This is a genomic window from Nostoc sp. UIC 10890 (genome assembly GCF_054786515.1).
In genome coordinates, this window is sequence record NZ_JBSGKF010000001.1 from 2,136,870 (window position 1) to 2,157,832 (window position 20,963).

Below are 20,963 nucleotides of genomic sequence, written 5' to 3' on the forward strand. Positions count from 1 at the left end.
CTCAAAACTCCACTATTTCGCCAGTGATATCAGGTTCCGCTAAATCTTCAGCTGCCCAATCCATTACTTCCATGTAGGATGCGATCGCAGCAACAGTGGGAAACTCAAACATCTTCTGTACAGAGAGATCAAGTCCAAAAGCTGAATTGCTGCGTGAAATAACCTGAGTAGCCAGCAACGAATGTCCCCCTAATTCAAAGAAGTTATCCTTAACGCCAATCCGTTCCAGTCCCAGAACTTCACCCCAGATTTGAACCAGTTGAGCTTCAATTGGAGTTCGAGGAGAAACAAAGCCAGTTGAGAGATTTCTGGAAGCCGTATCAGGTGTTGGGAGCGCCCGACGATCCACTTTGCCATTAGGTGTCAGGGGCAAAGCATTGAGCAGGACAAAAGCTTTCGGAACCATGTAATTGGGTAGCTTTTGTTGGATAAATTCCCGCACCTGGGGCACCAACTTCTGGACTAACTTACCGTGTAGAGGATTGTTAGTGTAGTCAGTCCAGGATTTAGTAGTAACCGTTGAACTATCCCAAAAAGCGATCGCTTGGTGTCTTAGCGTTGAACTATTGCGGCAAAACACCACATCGAATGAACCATCCTGACTACTGCCCCACCAACTCAAGTGAACAGCGTAGCCGAGATCCTGCCCCAGTTCCCAAAACTGCTCTGGATTGATCCCAACTTTTGGCTGTTGTGCCAGTATTTCCCGCAATTGACCGACTGTTTCGACACCAGGAGGATTAGACAACCATTCCCAAATTTGTAATGCTTGCTGCACCCGTTGATTTGGTACACGTCTGATTCCCAAGAATTCCGGCTGCTCTGAAAGCAGTTGATTTTTAATTTGGGTAAAGGAAAGTTGGTCTAGTTGCCAGTTTAACCAAGGAACTACTGGTGTTTGAACATCAGTACCCAGATGCAGAGTGACATCATAGCGGAATTGAGTTAACTCATTTTGAGAATGACCGCGTTTGGGCTGAATCTCCACCCAAGAAATCTGGGGAAAACGTTGTTTGAGAGCGATGAAAAACCTGGGATCAATGAGCAATTCTTCCTCAGCGGCTACACTCTGGTGTACCTGCTGCTGCCATTGCTCAATACTTCTTTCATCAATTGCTTGGGATAACTGCACAGCTGCGTGATATGGCTCCAGTAGCGGCAAGCTGCGGACATCGCCCACAAAAATTGTCCCCTCTTGGCCAATTGTGGCAATCGCTCCTTCTAGAACTTGTAACAGATATTCAACACTGGGGAAATACTGGACTACAGAGTTCACAATTACAGTGTCGAATTCTCCTTGGGGGATACTTGCAAAGTTATCTGCCATTTGGTGCAGCAGCCGCACATGTTCTAGACCCTCAACCGTGCTGCAAACCTGCTCAACGTACTTGATGGCGGCGATGGAATAATCGGCTCCCCAATATTGTTGGCAACCCTTGGCAATGCGCGATAGCAGTAACCCCGTTCCGCAACCAATTTCTAATACCCGTTTTGGTTCAACCGCCAGAATCCGGCTCACCGTATTTTCAACCCACTCCCGCATCTCCATATCTGGGATGGCTTGTCTGGTGTAACTACTGTTCCAACCACTGATATTGAACGTGGGGTCATCTGTGGATACTTCAACTTGCCCATAAGCTTGTTCATAAAGCCTTTGCCAGTCACTCACATACTCACTCTGCCATTGAGCAAGCTGCTGGGGTAATATTTGACTTTTGAAACCGGGCACTAAGTAAGCCACCAGACTTTTATCCCCAGAGGAATCAACTCTGGTGACGACGACACTCTCCTGTACCAAGGAGTGCTGGCTCAAAACTGCTTCAATTTCGCCTAACTCGATACGGAAGCCGCGAATCTTAACTTGATTGTCGATGCGTCCTAAGTATTCGATATTCCCGTCAGGTAAATAGCGGGCTAAATCCCCTGTTTTATAAAGTCGGGGATTGGGGAACTCGGGGCCCCCTCTGGGGATTAGGGGCAATGGGGATTCGGGATTGGGAAGAATTTCTGCCCCTCTGCTCCCCTGCTCCCCTGCTCCTCTGCTCCTCTGCTCCCCTGCTCCCCTGCTTTGACCGAAGGGATTAGAGATGAATTTCTCTTGGGTTAACTCTGGTCGATTGAGATAGCCTCTGGCTAATCCGACACCACCAATGTGCAGTTCTCCTGGGACACCAATCGGCACTGGCTGTAAGTGCGAGTCTAGAATGTGGACTTGAGTGTTGGCAATGGGGCGACCAATTGAAATTTTCTGATCCTCAGAAGTGCATTTTGCGATCGTCGCACAGACGCTAGCTTCTGTTGGCCCATAAGCGTTGAAGAAGTTTCTACCAGCAGACCATTGCTTCATCAGTTCAACAGAACAAGCTTCTCCAGCAACAATTAGTGTTTGCAATGCCGGGAGTTCTTCAACTGGCAGAACTGCTAAAGCTGATGGTGGTAGGGTGACATGGGTAATGCCATAATCGCGTAACCGCTCAATTAACGGCGTACCGGGCATTAAAGAGTCTTTTGTTCCCAGGTAAAGGGTTGCCCCTGATCCCAAAGTCATCAAGATTTCCGAGATACAAGCATCAAAACTGAAGGAGGCAAACTGGAGAACTCGACTACCAGAATCTAAGCCAAAAGCTTGAATCTGAGCTTGAGCTAGGTTACACAATCCTTTATGCTCAACCATTACCCCTTTAGGTTTACCAGTAGAGCCGGAAGTGTAAATCACATTCGCTAGATCAAAGGCCGTTACAACCCCAGTCAGGTTATCCTGGCTATTTTGGGCAATTTCTGACCAGATTTCCTCTAAAAAGACTTGGTTTGCTTGATTTGGCGGTAGTTTATCAACTAAGTGCTGTTGAGTCAGAAGTAACCAAACTTGAGCATCTTCAAGCATAAAGCTCAGACGGTCTTGGGGATAATCGGGGTCAAGGGGCACGTAAGCACCACCCGCTTTCAGAATCCCCAACAATGCAACGACTGTTAAAAGCGATCGCTCTACACACAATCCCACTAGTACATCGGTTCCTACACCCAAAGACCGCAAGTATTGCGCCAACTGGTTAGCGCGACAATTTAACTGGTGATAGGTGAGTTGTTCGTTTTCAAATACCACCGCCACTGCATTAGGTGTCCGCTCTACCTGTGCTTCAAATAACTGATGAATACACTTATGCTGCGGATAGTCCGCTTGAGTATCATTCCACTCTATTAATATTTGATGGCGATCGCGCTGTGTCAGCAATGGAAGTAATGCCACTGGCTGCTGGGGATTTGCAACAATTGCTCCAAGGATTGTCACAAAATGTTGCATCATGCGGGCGATGGTTGCGGCATCAAATAAATCGGCGTTGTAAGAGCAAAAGCCCCCAAGACCTTCGGGCATATCCCACAGGTAAACTTCTAGGTCAAGCCGAACTGAGTCCAGTCCCGAAGGCATCCCTTCAACCTTTAAACCAGGTAGATCCCAATCGGATGAGGGAGCATTCTGGAGGGCAAACACTACCTGCACCAATGGGTTGCGATCCAGGTTCCGCTCAAGTTGCAATTCTTCGACTAACATCTCGAAGGGTAAATCCTGATGGTCGTAGGCGGTTTGAGTAACTTTTCGCACCTGCGCTAGTAAAGCTTCAAAGGTCGGTTCTGGGGATAAATCGAATCTCAGTGCCAGAGTATTGACAAAAAAGCCAATTAACCCTTCAATTTCTGTACGGTTGCGATTTGCGATCGGTGAACCAATCACCAAATCTGTTTGCCCACTGTAGCGAGACATTAACACTACAAAACCCGCCAGCAGTGTCATAAACAGTGTGCTTCCAGACTCTTGACTGAGCTTTTTCAATTGCTGCGTTAGCAAGACATCTAATTGCAGTCGCTCTGTACCGCCTCGAAAAGTCTGTACGGCTGGGCGGGGGCGGTCTGTGGGTAGTTCTAATAGAGGTGGCGCTCCTGTTAAATGTTGCTTCCAGTAGCTTAACTGACGCTCTAGTACCTGATTTGTTAGCCACTGACGTTGCCACACGGCGAAGTCGGCATACTGTATGGGTAACTCTGGTAACTCAACAGAACTACCTGTTACAGAGCTTCGATAATAGGCTGACAGTTCGCCGATGAAAACGCCCATCGACCAACCATCAGCAGCAATATGGTGAATTGCGAATACCAATACATACTCGTCTTGAGTAATTTGCCACAACTTGACTCGCAGCACAGGGCCATTCGCTAGATCAAATGGTTTGCAGGTTTCTGCTGTTGCCAGTTGCTCAACTTGTTTCCAAGGGTCTGGCACATTCTGTAAATCCACCACTGGTAAGGTGACGCTTAGATGGGGAGCAATTACTTGTACTGGCTTGTCATTCTTGATTTCAAAACGAGTCCGCAGAACTTCATGGCGCTGCACTATCTCCCCAAAGGCTTGTTCTAAAGCTTTGATGTTGAGATTTCCCACTAAACGTAAGGTGAAATCTATTGTGTAGGCACTACTTTCGCCTTCTAATTGATTTACAAACCATAGGCGTTCTTGTGCCCATGATAGGGGTATATCTGTGTCTCTGGAAGCAGGTGCGATGCCTGCGGCGGGCGTAGCCATCGCCGGTAATGCCAGACCTGAACCAGTTTCAAGTTGAGCTAAAATAGCTTCACTTAACTGGGCAACTGTAGGTGATTCAAAGATATAGCGTAAGGGTAAGGAAGTCCCAAAGGCTGACTGTAAGCGAGAAATTACCTGAGTAGCTAATAGAGAATGTCCCCCTAGTTCAAAGAAGTTATCGTAAAGACCCACCTTTTCTACTTGTAGTGTTTTTTGCCAAATACCAGCAATGATTTTTTCTGCTTCTGTATTTGGCATGAAATAATCGGCTTCATTTAGAAGAGTTAGTTCATTTGTTGGTAGGGCGCGGCGGTCTATCTTGCCGTTTGGTGTTAAGGGCAGGTTCTCTAGCACCACAAACCTGGAGGGTATCATGTAGTCGGGCAAGAGTTTCTTGAGATTTGCTCTTAAAGATTTGTCTGTTGATAAATTTTCTGGTTTCTTTGATGATTCGAGATTTTTCTGTTGCGGTACAACATAAGCTATTAGGCGTTTGTTATTCGGTTGGTCTTCCCGTGAGACGACTATTGCTTCTCGTACTTCAGGTAACTGGGACAGTGCAGCTTCAATTTCTCCCAACTCAATGCGGAAGCCACGAATTTTTACTTGGTTATCAATACGTCCCAAGTATTCGATGTTGCCGTCACTCAAGTAGCGTGCTAAATCTCCAGTTTTATAAAGTCGGGGATTGGGAACTGGGGATTGGGGATTGAGAAGAATTTCTGCTCCCCTGCTTTGACCGAAGCGATTAGAGATGAATTTTTCTTGTGTTAACTCAGGTCGGTTGAGATAACCTCGTGCTAATCCTGCACCACCAATGTGTAATTCTCCTGGTACACCAACGGGAACTGGTTGTAAGTGCGAGTCTAAGATGTAGATTTGCGCGTTGGCTATTGGGCGGCCGATAGAGATTTTGCGATCGCTCTCGGTGCATTTAGCGATCGTGGCACAAACACTAGCTTCTGTTGGCCCATAAGCGTTGAAGAAGTTTCTACCAACAGACCATTGTCTGATCAATTCAGCAGAACAAGCTTCCCCAGCCACAATTATTGTTTGCAACGCCGGGAGTTCCTCAACAGGCAGGACTGCTAGTGCCGAGGGTGGTAAGGTAACATGGGTAACACAATAATCCCTTAATAACTGAATTAACGGTGTACCAGGCGCTAAAGAGTCTTTTGTTCCTAAGTAGAGTCTTGCTCCTGATCCCAGAGCCATGATGATTTCCCAGATAGAAGCATCAAAACTAAGGGAAGCAAACTGGAGAACGCGACTATCAGAATGCAAGCCAAAAGTTTGAATTTGAGCTTGAGCTAAGTTAACAAGTCCGGTATGCTCAACCATCACACCTTTGGGCTTACCTGTGGAGCCGGAAGTATAAATTAGATTAGCTAAGTGAGCAGATGTAACTCCACTGGTGAAATTATCTTGATTATTTTGGACAATTTGTGGCCAAATCTCATCCAAACAGACAAGCTGCGTCTGATGTTCAGGTAGTCTATCAAGAACTCGCTGTTGGGTGAGTAGTACCGAAACTTGAGCATCTTCGAGAATATATTGTAAGCGTTCTTGGGGATACTCAGGGTCAAGGGGCACATAAGCACCACCCGCCTTGAGAATGGCAAGTAGTCCTACGATCATTTCTAAAGAACGCTCGACACAAATACCCACCAGCACATCGGCTCCCACACCCAATGAGCGTAAGTAATGGGCTAACTGATTAGCGCGACTATTCAACTGCTGGTAAGTTAATTGTTGATTGTCTACAAACACCACCGCCACTGCATCTGGAGTCTGCTCAACCTGTTCTTCAAATAACTGATGAATACATTTATCTTGGGGATAGTCTATCTGAGTATCATTCCAATCAATTAATAACTGCTGCTGCTCAACTTCTGTCAACATTGGCAACTGGGAAATTTGCTGCTGTGGATTCGCCACAATTGCAGAGAGCAAAGTTATAAAATGACCCGATAGCCGCTCAATAGTGCTTGCATCAAACAAGTCAGTATTGTACTCCCAAAGTCCCAGCAGTCCAGTCGCAGTGTTTTCCATTGCCAAGGTAAGATCAAATTTGGCAGTTACATTTTCTATTGGCAAATCACTGATAGTTAACCCAGTTAATTCTACTTGAGAGATGGGCGCATTCTGAATCACAAACGCTACTTGGAATAGTGGCGTATGGCTAAGGTTTCGTTCAGGCTGCAATACTTCCACCAGCATTTCAAAGGGCAAATCTTGATGAGCGTATGCTCCCAAAGCCACTTCCCGAACACGAGTGAGTAAATTTTGGAAACTAGGATTTTCAGATAAATCAGTCCGCATCACTAAAGTGTTGACAAAAAAGCCAATCAACCCTTCTATTTCACTGCGATTACGGTTAGCAATTGGTGTCCCCACCAAAATATCTGATTGCCCTGTGTAGCGGTAAAGTAATGTATCAAATGCCGCTAATAGCGTCATGAATAAAGTTACCCCTTGTTGCTGACTCAATTGTGTCAGTCTTTGAGTTAACTCAGGTGAAAGTGCAAACTCTTGATGTGCGCCAGCAAAGGTTTGCACAGCAGGTCTAGGTCGATCTGTGGGAAGCGACAATAAAGCTGGTGCGTTTGCCAATTGTTTTTGCCAGTAAGACAGTTGGCTTTGCAGTATCTCCCCTTGCAACCACTGTCTTTGCCAGATTGCGAAATCTGCGTACTGAATCGGTAATGGCGCTAAAGTGGAAGGCTGACCTTGGGAATAAGCACTATACAACGCTGTGAATTCTTGGACAAACACACCCATTGACCAGCCATCACTAACAATGTGATGCATACACACTAGTAAAATGTGTTCTGTCTCAGACAGCACGACTAATGTTGCTCTCACTAATGCTTGTCTTGCTAAATCAAAGGGTTGAATAGCTTGTGTAATTGCTAATTGCTTTGAAGCTATTTCTTGCTCGTTTGTGGATAAATCCTTGAAGTCAACAATTGATATAGTTCCCTGTTCCCTTATCGTTTGAACGATTTGAGAAGGTTGTCCATCAACTGTGATGAAGTTGGTGCGTAACGCTTCATGACGCTGAATGATTCCTTGCAAGCTTTGTTCTAAGGCTGCAACATTGAGAGTTCCGACTAGACGCAAAGCCAGGGGGATGTTATATAAAGCACTATTCGGCTGTAACTGGTCTAAAAACCACAAACGCTGTTGAGCATAAGACAGTGATAATTCTGCATTATGAACCCTTGGTAAAATGGGTGGTACTGTGAGTTCTAAATTTTGTTGCTGCAACTGCCCAATAAGATGTGCTAATTGAGCAACTGTCGCTGCGGCAAACAGGCTCCGCAATGGTAGTTCGACTTTGAAACTGTTGCGGATGCGTGAAACCAGTTGCGTTGCTAGTAGTGAGTGTCCCCCAATTTCAAAGAAGTTATCATGAATGCCCACTTGCTCTACTTTCAGGATTTGTGCCCAAATTTGTGCCAGCATTTCTTCGCTGGGGGTACGTGGAGCAACATATTTGTCTGCTAGTTCGCTATATAAATCTGGTGCTGGTAAAGCACGACGGTCTACTTTCCGGTTTGTTGTGAGCGGTAGCGACTCCAGAATCACGAAAGCTTGGGGCACCATGTAAAGAGGCAGATTATTAGAGAGGAACTGACGCAATTCGCTAATGGTGGGTATTTTTTGCTCGTGCGGTACTACGTAGGCGACTAAGCGCTTCTCCCCGATCGCATCTTCGCGAATGATCACACAGGATGTCTGCACATGAATATGTTGGTTCAGTACTGCCTCAATTTCTCCCAACTCAATGCGGAATCCCCGGATTTTTACTTGATTGTCGATGCGTCCAAAGCACTCAATGTTACCGTCAGGTAGATAACGAGCTAAATCCCCTGTTTTATATAATCTACTCCCTCCTGCCGACGCTCGCGGACTCGCTACCGCTGCGCTATCCTGCCTCCTGCCTCCTGCCTCCTCAAACGGATTGGGAATGAATTTTTCCTCTGTCAATTCTGGGCGGTTGAGATAACCTCGTGCTAAACGAACTCCACATATATGCAGTTCGCCTCTGACTCCAATCGGTACTGGTTGGAGGTGACGGTCAAGGATGTAAACTTGTGTATTGGCAATGGGACGACCAATTAATACAGAATTGGTTTTTTCTGATTTGGGATCAAGCAAATCGTGGACGATCGCTGTCACCGATGCTTCGGTGGGGCCGTAGACGTTAAGACAATTGACGCGATCGCCTACCAATTGCTGCCATATTGTTACTGTTTCTGGTAGAACTGCATCCCCACCGATGGCGACTAAGCGGAGACTTCGCGGTACTGTTGCATCCTTTTGAGATACTGCGATCGCCCATTCATGCCAATAGGCTGGGGTGATATTTAAGACACTCAGCTTTTGTTGTTCAATAAATTGGGCAAAGCTGGCAAAGTCTGGGAACATTTGCGCGGGTCTTAATACTACAGTTGCACCTTTCGACCAAGTGGGAAAGATTTCTTCGGCAGCAACATCAAAGCCGAAGGAAGCAAACTGCAAAACGCGATCGCTGCTTGTTAAACCAAATACTTCACTAATTGCACTGCTATGGTTAACTAAAGCTGCGTGAGTCAGCATTACGCCTTTGGGTTTGCCGGTAGACCCAGAGGTGTACAGTATACAAGTCAAGTTTTCTGGTTTTACCTCACTCACCAGATTTTCTTGACTTTGATTCGTCAGCACCGTAGATTCTGTGTCCAAGATGATGACTTTTACCCCTTGGATTGGTAAGGAATTAAGTAATTTCTGCTGGGTGATCAGCACGGAAATTTGTGAATCTTGGGATATGTCGGCTAATCGCTGCTGGGGATAATCAGGGTCTAGGGGGACGTAAGCGCCACCGGCTTTGAGGACGGCTAACAATCCGACGATAATCGATAGCGATCGCTCTAAATAAATCCCTACTAAAACTTCTGGCCCCACACCAACAGATTGTAGGTGGTGTGCTAATTGATTAGCTTGGGTGTTTAACTCACCATAAGTTAACTGTTGATTTTCAAATATTACTGCGATCGCATCTGGGGTCAGTTCTACCTGTGACTCAAATAACTGATGAATGCATTTATCCCCAGGGTAATCCGCCTGAGTATTGTTCCATTCTCCAAATAATTGTTGTTGCTCAACTTCTGTTAGCATTGGCAACTGGGAAATTCGCTCTTGGGGATTGGCTACAATTGCTTCCAGCAGTGTCACAAAATGACCTGTCATGCGTGCGATCGTGCTGCTATCAAATAAGTCTGTGTTGTACTCCCACGAACCCAACAGTCCACTACCAGTGTTCTCCATTGACAAGGTTAGGTCAAATTTTGCCGTCGCATTTTCTATTGGCAATGGACTAATATCTAACCCAGTTAATTCCAATTGAGATGTGGGCGCACTCTCAAGTAAAAACATCACCTGGAACAGTGGCGTATGACTGAGATCCCTTTCTGGCTGCAATGCCTCTACTAACATTTCAAAGGGCAAATCCTGATGAGAGTATGCAGACAGAGCCATTTCCCGAATGCGAGTGAGTAATTCGTTAAAGCTGGGATTGCCTGAGATATCAGTACGCAAAACTAAAGTATTGATAAAAAAGCCAATTAACCCTTCTATTTCACTGCGATTACGGTTAGCAATTGGTGTCCCCACCAAAATATCTGATTGTTCTGTATAGCGGTAAAGTAAAGTATCAAACACTGCCAACAGTGTCATGAACAACGTCACCCCTTGTTCCTGGCTCAGTTGCGTCAGTCTTTGAGTTAATTCAAAAGAGAGGGCAAATTTTTGACGTGCCCCTGCGAAAGTCTGCACAGCAGGTCTTGGTCGGTCTGTGGGTAACACTAATAAAGCTGGTGCATCTTTTAGTTGTTGTTGCCAGTAATCCAATTGCCTTTGCAGTACATCCCCTTGTAACCATTGTCGCTGCCAGATTGCGAAATCTGCGTACTGAATCGGTAGTGGAGTTAAGGGTGAGTGCTGATCTTGAGAATAAGCATTGTACAGCGCCGCTAGTTCTTGGACAAATACACCCATTGACCAGCCATCAGAGACAACGTGATGCATACAGACTAACAACACGTGTTCTGTCTCAGACAGCACGACTAATGTCGCTCTAACTAATGCTTGTTTTACTAGATCAAAGGGTTGAATAGCTTGTTGTTTAACAACTTGTTGTAAAGCAATTTCTTGTTTGGTTGTGGATAAATGCTTCAAGTCAACAACTGATACAGTCCAATTCGTTTCTAAGTTAATGATTTGAGAAGGTTTTCCATCAACTGTGATGAAATTGGTGCGTAAAGCTTCGTGGCGATGAATGATTTCTTCTAAGCTTTTTTCTAAGGCAACTTGATTGAGAGTTCCTACTAAATGCAAAGCTAAAGGTATGTTGTAGAAGGAACTGTTCGGCTCGAACTGATCTAAAAACCACAGCCGTGTTTGGGCATAAGATAGTGGTAATTCTGTATTACTAACCCTTGGTAAGATAGGTAGTGAAGTAAGTTGTAACTCTTGTTGCTGTAACTGCCCAAGCGATCGCGCCAATTCGCTTACTGTTGGTGCAGCAAACAACTCACGCAATGGTAATTCCAGTTTGAAAATGTTGCGGATGCGTGAAACCAGTTGCGTTGCTAGGAGTGAGTGTCCCCCAAGTTCAAAGAAGTTATCGTAAATGCCCACTCGCTCTACTTTTAGGACTTGTGCCCAAATTTGTGCCAGCATTTCTTCGCTGGGGGTGCGTGGGGCTACATATTTGTCTTTGAATTCGCTGTGTAAATCTGGTGTGGGTAAAGCGCGGTGATCTACTTTCCCATTAAGAGTTAATGGCATTGACTCCAACATCACGAAAGCATTGGGAACCATATATTCTGGTAGCTTGGCTTTCAGGAATTGCCGCAGAACGCTTACTGTGGGTGTCACCTCTTTTTGTGGCACGATGTAAGCAACTAGGCGTTTATCCCCGGTTGTATCTTCGCGGGCGATGACTACAACTGTATTGACTTCGCTATGTTGCCTCAGTACTGTTTCTATCTCGCCCAACTCAATGCGGAAACCCCGAATTTTTACCTGATTGCCAATGCGTCCCAAGTATTCAATGTTGCCATCTGGCAAATAGCGTGCTAAATCCCCAGTTTTATATAATCTACTCCCTCCTGCCCCCTGCCTCCTGCATCCTGCCTTCTCAAACGGATTGGGGATGAATTTTTCTTGTGTTAATTCTGGTTGGTTGAGGTAGCCTCTCGCTAAAGGGACACCCCCAATATGCAATTCTCCAGCAACGCCAATGGGAACTGGTTGCAGATCAGGATCGAGGATATAAATCTGGGTATTGGCAATGGGACGACCAATGGGAATTACTTGATAAGTAGACTGTGGTATATACTGCCAGGAAGTGGCATTAATTGCCGTTTCCGTTGGGCCGTAAAGATTATGTAATTCACAGTCAAACTGCTCAAAAAATCTTTGAGTCAGTTCATAAGATAGTGCTTCTCCACCACAAAACTCTCGCTTTAAACAACGGCATTTTTCTAAGTTTGGTTCTTGCAGAAAAGCTTGCAGAAATGAGGGAACAAAAAATATTTGAGTAATTTGTTGCTGGGCAATCAAATTGCTTAAGTAAGCAGTGTCTTTATGACCTTCAGGTTTAGCTACTACTAAAGTTGTTCCAGAGGTTAAAGACCAGAAGATTTCCAAGACTGAAGCATCAAAACTAAAAGGAGCTATTTGCAGGATGCGATCGCTTACTGTGAGTGGGTAGTCATTAGTCGTCCGCAATAAATTATTGCAAATGCTCCGATGAATATTCATCACACCTTTTGGCTTGCCCGTAGAGCCAGAGGTATAAATGACATAAGCCAAATTTTCCGAATTTACTTGGCTAACGGGATTCTGCTGGCTGTAGTTGGCAATTACTTGCCAATCACTATCTAAAGACAGTACCTCGGCTTGATTTTCTGGTAAAAATTCTACCAAGGATTGCTGGGTGAGCAATATTGACACCCCTGTATCCGAGAGCATATAAGCCAATCGCTCTGCTGGATAGTTAGGATCTAAAGGCACATAAGCTCCCCCTGCCTTTAAAATTCCTAACAGTCCTACTATCATCTCAATAGAACGCTCAACAAAAATTCCTACCAATACTTCTGGGTCTACACCTTTTTCTTGCAAATAGTGAGCCAACTGATTCGCACGCTCATTTAACTGTTGATAAGTTAATTGTTGATTTTCAAATATTACTGCGATCGCATCCGGTCTACTCTCAACTTGCTGCTCGAACAATTGATGGATACACAAATCTTGAGGATAATCTACTTGTGTATCATTCCACTCAACTAACAGTTGATGTTGCTCAACTTCTGTCAGCAGGGGCAATTGGGAAATGGGCTGCTGTGGATTCGCCAAAATTCCCGCAAGTAAAGTCACAAAATGACCTGCCATCCGTTCAATAGTGCTGCTATCAAACAAATCAGTATTGTACTCCCATACCCCCACTAGTCCAGTAGCAGTGTTCTGCATTGACAAGGTAAGATCAAACTTGGCAGTTGTACTTTCTAGCTCTAGTGGACTGACAGTTAACCCAGTTAACTCCATTGGAGACATAGGATTATTTTGCAGAACAAACATTACCTGAAACAGTGGTGTATGGCTTAAGTTCCGTTGTGGCTGCAATACTTCCACCAACATTTCAAACGGTAAGTCTTGATGAGCGTATGCATCCATTGCCATTTCACGAACACGAGTGAGTAATTCGCTAAAGCTAGGATTGCCTGATAAGTCTGTACGCAGAACTAAGGTGTTGACAAAAAAGCCAATTAACCCTTCTATTTCACTACGATTACGATTAGCAATTGGTGTCCCCACCAAAATATCTGATTGTCCTGTGTAGCGGTAAAGTAAGGTATCAAAGGCTGCCAACAGCGTCATGAACAAAGTCACCCCTTGTTGCTGACACAACTGAGTCAGCTTGTGAGTTAACTCAACAGAGAGTGCAAACTTGTGATGTGCCCCAGCGAAAGTCTGCACAGCAGGTCTGGATCGATCAGTGGGTAGCACTAATAAAGCTGGTGCATCTGCCAATTGTTGTTGCCAGTAACTCAATTGGCTTTGCAGTACATCCCCTTGCAACCACTGTCTCTGCCAGATTGCGAAATCTGCGTACTGAATTGGTAGTGGCGCTAAGGGTGAAAGCAGACCTTGACAATAGGCATTGTACAGGGCTGCTAGTTCTTGGACAAACACACCCATTGACCAGCCATCAGAGACAACATGATGCATGTACACTAAAAATACATGTTCTGTCTCAGACAACACTACTAATGTTGCCCTCACTAATCTTTGTGTTGCTAGGTCAAAGGGTTGAATAGCTTGTTGTTGCGCTAATTGCTTTATTGCTATTTCTTGCTCGGTTGTAGATAAATGCTTAAAGTCAACAATTGATACAGTCCCCTGTTCCCTTCTCGTTTGAATGATTTGAGTGGCTTGTCCATCAACTGTGATGAAGTTGGTGCGTAACGCTTCGTGGCGATGAATAATTTCTTCTAAGCTTTGTTCTAAGGCTGTCACTCTCAGAGTTCCAACTAGATGCAAAGCGATAGATATGTTGTAGAAAGAACTGTTAAGCTCGAACTGATCTAAAAACCACAGCCGTGTTTGGGCATAAGACAGTGGTAATTCTGTATTATGAACCCTTGGTAATATGGGTGGGGAAGTAAGTTCTAAGTTTTGCTGCTGTAACTGCCCAATCTCTTGTGCCAATTCGGCTACTGTCGCTGCGACAAACAGGCTACGCAACGGTAGTTCTACCTTGAAAATGTTGCGAATGCGTGATAACAGTTGCGTTGCTAGTAGGGAATGTCCTCCAAGTTCAAAGAAGTTATCGTAAATGCCTACTTGCTCTAATTTCAAGACTTGTGCCCAAATTAGTGCCAGCATTTCCTCGATTGGATTGCGGGGTGCGATAAATTTGTCTGTTAGTTCACTGTGTAACTCTGGAGCAGGTAGGGCGCGGCGGTCTACTTTGCCGTTGGAAGTAAGTGGTATGGCTTCTAGAATAACTATTGCATTTGGCAACATGTACTCTGGTAGCTTTTCCTTCAGAAAGCGACGTAGTTCGATCGCTTCAAGAGATTGTTCCACCTTCGGTATCACGTAAGCCACTAAACGTTTGTCGCTCGGTTCATCCTCCCGAACCACCACCACACTCTCCCGAACATTTGGGTGTTGCGCCAGTAATGCCTCAATTTCTCCCAACTCAATGCGGAAGCCACGAATCTTTACTTGCTGGTCAATTCGCCCTAAATACTCCAACTCGCCATTGGGCAGATAACGAGCTAAGTCTCCTGTTTTGTAGAGGCTGGGATTGGGGATTGCTCCCTCTGCTCCCCTGCTCCCCTGCTCCCCTGCTCCCCTGCTTCGACCAAAGGGATTAGAGATAAACCGTTGTGCTGTCAGTTCAGGACGATTGAGATAGCCACGAGTTATCCCGGCTCCACCGATGTGCATCTCACCTGGAACTCCAATCGGCATTGGCTGTAAATGCTGATCTAGCAGATACACCTGTAAGTCTGGAATCGGACGACCAATTACACTTGCTGTACCATTCAAATCGCCTTTGCTCAATGGACGATAAGTTACATGTACAGTGGTTTCCGTAATCCCGTACATATTCACTAACTGGGGTTGCTGGTCGCCGTGACGGTCAAACCAAGGTTGTAAACTCGATAGTTCTAAGGCTTCTCCACCGAAGATAACTAGGCGTAAGTTCAAATCGCCAACAGATGCTATTGACTGTTCGGCTTGAATTAACTGGCGGAAGGCTGAAGGTGTTTGATTGAGAACTGTGACTTTCTCTTGACACAGCAACTTGTAGAAAGATTCGGGCGATCGCGTCACTAAATATGGTACTACTACCAGTCGTCCACCATAAAGCAAAGCACCCCACATTTCCCAAACAGAGAAATCGAATGCATAAGAGTGGAATAGTGTCCATACATCTTGTTCATCAAAGTGATACCAAGGCTCTGTTGCTTCAAATAGACGCGCAACATTATAGTGATTGACTAAAACGCCTTTGGGTTTACCTGTGGAACCAGATGTGTAGATTACATAAGCTAGGTTATTGGCTGTAGCTTCGTTTTTCGGGTTTGACTCGCTGTTTTGAGCAATTTTTTCCCAATCGCTGTCTAAGTAAACAACACGCGCCTGATGTTTAGCAACAGACTCTACTAATTGCTGTTGGGTTAACAGCACCGAAACTTGAGCATCTTCTAATATAAAGCTCAAACGCTCTTGGGGATACTCAGGGTCAAGGGGCACATAAGCACCACCTGCCTTGAGAATACCAAGTAATCCTACCAGCATTTCTAAAGAACGCTCCACACAAATACCCACTAGCACATCGGCTCCCACACCCAAAGACTTTAGATGGTGCGCCAATTGGTTAGCACGATCATTCAACTGACTATAAGTAAGTTGTTGATTTTCAAATATTACTGCGATCGCATCGGGTGTACGCTCTACCTGCGCCTCAAATAACTGATGGATACACAAATCTTGAGGATAATCTACTTGTGTATTGTTCCATTCAAATAATAACTGTCGTTGCTCAACTTCTGTCAGCAGGGGCAATTGGGAAATTCGCTCTTGGGGATTAGCCACAATTGCTTCCAGCATTGTCACAAAATGACCCGTCATCCGTGCGATCGTGCTGCCATCAAACAAGTCGGTATTGTACTCCCACACACCCACCAGTCCTGTAGCAGTGTTCTCCATTGCTAAGGTAAGATCAAATTTTGCCGTTGCATTTTCTATTGGCAATGAAGTGACAGTTAACCCAGTCAGTTCTACTTGAGATATGGGGGCATTCTGGAGCACAAACACTACCTGGAACAGCGGTGTATGGCTGATATCTCTTTGGGGCTGCAATGCCTCTACTAGCATTTCAAAAGGCAAATCCTGATGAGAGTATGCATCCATTGCCATTTCCCGAATGCGAACAAGTAATTCGTTAAAGCTAGGATCGCCTGATAAATCAGTCCGCATCACTAAAGTGTTGATAAAAAAGCCAATCAACCCTTCTATTTCACTGCGATTACGGTTAGCAATTGGTGTCCCCACCAAAATATCTGATTGTTCTGTGTAGCGATAAAGTAAGGTATCAAACGCTGCCAACAGCGTCATGAACAAAGTCACCCCTTGTTGCTGACACAGCTGAGTCAGTCTTTGAGTTAACTCAACAGAGAGTGCAAACTCTTGATGTGCCCCAGCGAAAGTTTGCACAGGCGGTCTGGGTCGGTCAGTGGGTAACACTAATAAAGCTGGTGCGTCTTTTAGTTGTTTTTGCCAGTAACTCAGTTGGCTGTGCAGTACATCTCCTTGCAACCACTGTCTCTGCCAAATTGCGAAATCTGCGTACTGAATCGGCAGTGGGGTTAAGGGTGCAAGCAAGCTACGCGTAGCGGACGCACCAGAAGGCTGAATTTGAGAATAAGCATTGTACAGCGCCGCTAGTTCTTGGACAAATACACTCCTTGACCAGCCATCACTAACAATGTGATGCATACAAACTAACAACACGTGTTCTGTCTCAGACAGCACTAATAATGTTGCTCTAATTAATGCAAGTCTTGCCAAATCAAAGGGTTGAATAGCGTGTTGTCGCGCTAATTGCTGTGAAGCTATTTCTTGTTCATTTGTAGATAAATGCTTCAAGTCAACAACTGATACCGTCCAATTAGTTTCTGTTTGAACGATTTGAGAAGGTTTTCCATCAACTGTGATGAAGTTGGTGCGTAACGCTTCGTGGCGATGAATTATTTCTTCTAAGCTTTGTTCTAAGGCAACTTGATTGAGAGTTCCAACTAGATGCAAAGCTATAGGTATGTTATATAAGGCACTGTTCGGCTCGAACTGGTCTAAAAACCACAGCCGTGTTTGGGCATAAGATAGTGGTAATTCTGCATCCCTTGCCCTTGGTAAAATGGGTGGGGAGGTCAGTTCTAAGTTTTGTTGCTGTAACTGCCCAAGCGATCGCGCCAATTCGGTTACTGTTGGTGCAGCAAACAACTCACGCAATGGTAGTTCCACTTTGAAAATGTTGCGGATGCGTGAAACCAGTTGCGTTGCTAGTAGTGAGTGTCCCCCTAGTTCAAAGAAATTGTCATGAATGCCCACTTGCTCTACTTTTAGGACTTGTGCCCAAATTTGTGCCAGCATTTCCTCAATGGGAGTGTGTGGGGCAACATATTTGTCTAATGCTTCGCTGTGTAAATCTGGTGTGGGTAAAGCGCGATGGTCTACTTTCCCATTGGGAGTTAGTGGTAGGGATTCTAACGTCACGAAAGCATTAGGCACCATGTATTTTGGTAGCTTGGCTTTCAGGAATTGCCGCAGAATGGTTACTGTGGGTGTCGCCTCTTTTTGTGGCACGATGTAGGCGACTAAATGCTTCTCACCTGGGACATCTTCGCGGGCAATGACGCAAGATACCTGTACATCTTCATGTTGGCTCAGTACGGCTTCAATTTCTCCCAACTCAATGCGGAAACCACGAATTTTTACTTGGTTATCAATGCGTCCCAAGTATTCGATATTACCGTCACTCAAGTAGCGTGCTAAATCCCCAGTTTTATATAATCTACTTTCTCCTGCCTCCTGCCTCCTGCCTCCTGCCGACGCTCTCTGCGAGACGCTATGCGAACGCGGACTCGCTACCGCCGCGCTATCCTTAAACGGATTGGGGATGAATTTCTCTTGTGTTAACTCTGAACGGTTAAGGTAGCCTCGCGCTAAACCAGCACCACTAATGTACAATTCTCCTGGTACACCAATGGGAACAGGTTGCAGATAGCGATCGAGTAGATAAATTTGTGTATTCGATAGGGGACGACCTAAAGGAACAGTTTGTGTAGAAGAGGTTGTATTAGATATTGTTTCAGACTCTACCTTAAAAGTCAGTACACCAACAGTGGTTTCAGTTGGGCCGTAATGGTTGAAGATTTGGCACTGCGGAGCATGAATTAGGATTTTCTCGACTAAATTCCAACTGGTAGCTTCACCACCCAAGATTAATTGCTGCCAAGGTAATCTAGTTTCGGATTGTATAGACGACAACAAAGCCGCTAGGTGCGAAGGAACTATTTTTAGATAATCAAAAGGATTTTGTTGGCAATATTCTAAAAAGGCATTTGAGTCAGATATTCTTTCTTGGGATAAGATGTGCAGACATCCACCACTAGATAAACAGGGAAATATGACTGTATTCCCTAAATCAGCGGCAAATGTCGAGGCTAAGGCAAATCTACCACCTGGTTCCTGGAATAATCTTTCCTGAATTCCATCTAGATAATTAAGTAATTGTCTGTGTTCAATTGCCACACCCTTAGTTCTACCAGTTGATCCAGAAGTGAAGATCACGTAGATTAAATTCTTGGGAGTCGTTGTATTTTCGAGATTCTTTTCATCTAATTGGGCAATTTTTTCCCAGTCAGAGTCTAAATAAATTACGGGTATCTCATGCTTTCCTAGTTTCTCAGCTAGTGGTTGTTGGGTTAACAACACTTTCGCCTGAGTGTCTGCGAGCATGAAACTCAGGCGTTCTTGGGGATACTCTGGATCGAGGGGTACATAAGCACCACCCGCTTTCAGAATACCAAGTAGACCAACCAGCATCTCCAGAGAACGTTCTACACAAATACCAACCAGCACATCTGCACCTACACCCAAAGACTGCAAATAGTGCGCTAACTGGTTAGCCCGACAATTCAGTTCACCATAAGTCAGTTGTTGATTTTCAAATACAACCGCCACTGTATCCGGGTTGCGCTCTACTTGCTGCTCGAACAACTGATGGATACACAAATCTTGGGGATAATCTACATGTGTATTGTTCCACTCAACTAATAGTTGATGCTGCTCAACTTCCGTGATTAGGGGTAATTGGGAAATGGGTTGCTGTGGATTCGCCACAATTCCCGCAAGTAAAGTCTGGAAATGACTTGCCATTTGCGTGATTGTAGTAGCGTCAAATAAGTCAGTATTATATTGCCAGCATAATTGCAAAACTCCCTCAGCTTCCATCACCATTAAGTTCAGATCCAAGTGTGCACCACGCTGATGTCCAATCAAGTAAGGCTCCATCTGAAGCACTTGTTCTTGACTGTGTAGTGAATTCTCTGTTAGTTCATACCAACGTTGTGCTTGCCAAGCGAAACCAACTTGACACAAAGGAGAACGACTTGGATCTCGTTGTTGCTGAAGTTGTTCTGCTAAGAGGGAAAAAGGGTAATGTTGATGTTTTTGGCCATCTTTTACCGTTTTACTAACTTGAGTAAGGAATTCTTGAAATGTGGCATTTTCCCATACAGAAGTTCGTAAAACGATGAGGTTAACGAAGTAGCCAATAATTTTTTGAAACTCTCCGCCCCACCGACCTCTCATTGGGCTTCCTATGAGGATATCTTTTTGATCTGTATAGCGATAAATTAATATGTAAAATGCTGCTAGTAGAAGCTTATAAAGACTTGTTCCAGAGACTATAGCTAGATGATTAACTTTTTGAACTAACTGTTCATCTAGCTTGAAAATATATGTTTCCCCTTGATAAGTCTGTACAGTCGGGCGGGGTTTGTCTGTGAGCAAATTCAAAATTGGCAATTCACCAGATAATTGTTCTTGCCAGTATTGCCAAAGTTTTTCTCCCCTCGAACTGGATAGCATTTCTGACTGCCAGTGGACAAACTCTGCATAAGATTTATTCTTGGTCAAAGAATCTTTAGTTGCCTCTGTCTGCTCTTGACTAGCTTGATCGATTTCAGCGGTATACAAAGCTTGAAATTCACTGAGCAGTAAATCAACAGACCGCAGATCACCTGCAATGTGGTGCATTGTTAGCAAAAGAATGTGTTCTTTTACTGACTGACTAAATAAATTAACCCTCAAAACGGAATCTTTTTCTAGGTTAAAAGGGCGGTCAGTTTCGGAAAATATCTTCTCTTTTAGATAATCTTGGCTCCAATGGTTGGCATCTGTTAAGTCAATACTAAATTTTTGTTGTTCATTAATTTGCTGGATCGGTTTACCTTGGTGGGTGGTATATGTGGTTCGGAGAATAGGATGGCGTTCAACAATCTTGTTCCATACACTGATGAAAGTAGAAATATTTAAATATGAATTAATTTTTACCGTATTAAATATATTATAAGCAACGCTCTCTGGAGCCATTTGGTAGATAAACCACATTGCTTGTTGACCAGAGGAGAGCGGATAGCTTTCTTTTAGTTTTCTGTTCATTAGAATTCCTGGAGAATCTTACAATTTTGACGATAATAATCTGAATATTCTGCGGATAGAGTCTTTATAGAAGCAATAAATATATTTAAAAACT

General features: G+C 44.5%; 1 protein-coding gene. It reads right to left on the bottom strand.

Annotation, left to right across the window (positions count from 1 at the left end):
• Position 1 precedes the first annotated feature (1 nt).
• Complete coding sequence (locus tag ACWATR_RS08435) at positions 2 to 20,869, bottom strand: non-ribosomal peptide synthase/polyketide synthase (RefSeq protein WP_460331367.1); 20,868 nt, start codon at positions 20,867 to 20,869, stop codon at positions 2 to 4.
• Positions 20,870 to 20,963 lie beyond the last annotated feature (94 nt).